We start from the raw sequence: 2,469 nt of genomic DNA, 5'->3' as shown, positions 1-2,469 counted from the left end.
AGCGTCGCGACGGAGCCCTCCGTCTCCCCGCCAAAGCGCCCCTCCTCCGTCGAAAGCAGCAGCTCCCAGCGGCCCGCCGTCTCCTCTTTCCGCGTGAGATCCACGGAAAGCGAGCCCTCGAAGCAAACGACCAGGAGCAGCGCGCTCCCATCCCCCGCCGTGCGCTTGAGCGACAGCGCGTGCGCGCCGAGCGCGGCAACGGCAAAGCCCTCGCGATCGCGGCGGCGCAGCGCGGGATGCGTGCGGCGCAGGCGCAGCAGCTCGCGGTACAGCGCCAGGACCCCCGCGTGCGGCGCGCGATCCCGCTCGTCCCACTTCAACTTTGACCGCGTGAACGTCTCCGGCGCCTGCGGATCGGGGATCTTTTCGCGCACCGCGGGATCGGCGAACGCGCTGAACTTGCCGAACTCCTTGCGCCGCCCCTCCGTCACCAGCCTGCCCAGCTCCTCCGGGTGGTCCGTGAAGTACTGGAACGGCGTGGACGCGGCCCACTCCTGCCCCATCCACAGCAGCGGCGTGTACGGCGACATCAGCAGCAGGGCGGATGCGGCACGGTAGGCGGGAAGGGTGACCGTCTCCGTCAGGCGGTCGCCCATGGCGCGATTGCCCACCTGGTCGTGGTTCTGGATGACGTGCACGAACGCCGCCGGCGGCAGCCCCCCGGCCGGCGTTCCGCGCGGCGCGCCGTGGTTGGCCGATTCCTGCCCCTCGTAGAACCAGCCCTGCCGCAGCGTGCGGACGATGTCCTCGACCGAGCCCGTGTAATCGGCGAAGTACGCCTCGTGGTCGCCCGCCAGGTGCCGCCGCAGCTGGTGGTGCAGGTCATCGGCCCACACGGCGTCCAGCCCGTGCCCTTCCGAGAGGATCACGCGCTCGTCGTTGCGCTCATCCTCCGCGATCAGGACAAAGTGACGGTCGGGCGGGAGCGCGGCCCGCACGCGTTCCCGCATCTCCGTGAGCACGTGGCGCGGCGAATCGTCCAGGATGGCGTGCGTGGCATCCAGCCGCAGCCCGTCTACGTGGTACTCGCGGGCCCAGTGGATGGCGTTCTGGACGGCGAACTCGCGCACGGCCGGGTTGGCGTAGTCGATGGCGTCGCCCCAGGGCGTGCAGTGGCGGTCCGTGAAGTACTTTCCGCCCGTGACGGCGTGCAGGTAGTTGCCCTCGGGCCCCAGGTGGTTGTAGACCACGTCCAGGATCACGGCCAGCCCCCGCGCGTGCGCCGCGTCCACGAAGCGCCGGAACGCCTCGGGCCCGCCGTACGCCGAGTCGGGCGCGTACAGGTATACGCCGTCGTATCCCCAGTTGCGCGCGCCGGGAAACTCCGCGATGGGCATGGGCTCGATGGCCGTCACGCCCAGCGCCACGATCTCGTCCAGCCGCGCGATGAGCCCGTCAAAGTCGCCGGATTCCGACGCCGTGCCCACGTGCACCTCGTAGATCGTCATCTCCTCCAGGGGCACGCCGCGCCACCCGTCGTCCGTCCAGGCGAACGCAGACGGGTCGACGACGGCGGACGGCTCGTGCACCCCGTCGGGCTGCGAGCGCGACGCGGGATCGGGGAACGCGTCCCCGCCGTCCAGCCGGTACCGGTAGCGCGCCCCCACGCCGATCCCCTGCACCACGCCGCGGAACCAGCCGTCCGCCTCCGCCCCCAGCGGGTGCACGGCTTCCGCATCCGGCCCGTAGACGATCACGTCCACGCGCTCGCTGGTGGGCGCCCACACGCGGAACTCCACCCCGTCCTCCACCACGTTGGCGCCCAGCGTCAGGCGCCACGACTCGCGATCCGTCATCTCCCCTCGCATTGCTGTATCCGGCATCCTGCCCATGGTTGTTCAATCGTCCGCGGCGAGAGGCATCCCGAACGGAACCCCCCTTCTCCCCTCCATGCGTCATCCTGAGGAGCCGCCGCGCGGTCGCGATCCGCACGGAGACCATGGCGGCGACGAAGGATCTTGCCCGCGAAGCTCGGGGCCGACCCTCGTGCGCGATGCCGGCTCCGGGAATCGCACACAAGATCCTTCGGTCGCGCCAGGACCCGGTGCCGGATCGGGCTACGCGCGGCGCTCCCTGAATAGAAAGTCAGGGCCAGGCTCGTGCGTGGAGGCGTGCCCCGTGCGAGCGCCCCCTCCGCTCGCCTAGGCTCGCACCTCCCCCAATAACCCCTGGGGGAGGTTGGATGGCGGCGACTTTCATCCCGCAGGGTGCGCGCAGTGCCGAATGACTCAGGAAATCAAGCGACGGTGCAGATGACCCGACGGGTGCAGGAGCTGTCGGCGCAGGCCGACATTGCGGGTTCACAGCCGCGATTTCAATCGCCGGGGCTGGGGGGCCGCCCATCGGCACGCCCCCATTCGGCCGGGCTGGGGCGCGGCCCACCATTCCAGATCCATCCGCATGGGCGACAACGCCTTTCGCGCCGAGGGCGAGCTGCGCCCGCAGGACTACGGCTTCCGCGGCGGCGAC

The 2,469-nt window shown here is 70.9% G+C and carries 1 protein-coding gene; it reads right to left on the bottom strand.

The window, feature by feature from the left end; genetic code table 11:
- Positions 1-1,796: malto-oligosyltrehalose trehalohydrolase (gene treZ, locus VFZ20_RS11960; RefSeq protein WP_329684112.1), on the bottom strand; the 1,796-nt coding region annotated here is incomplete at its 3' end.
- Between the last annotated feature and the right edge of the window lie 673 nt (positions 1,797-2,469).

Origin of the sequence: Longimicrobium sp., assembly GCF_036280135.1 — a bacterium.
In the GTDB taxonomy this organism is placed as follows: domain Bacteria; phylum Gemmatimonadota; class Gemmatimonadetes; order Longimicrobiales; family Longimicrobiaceae; genus Longimicrobium.
This window is presented reverse-complemented; position numbering and strand designations above follow the sequence as displayed.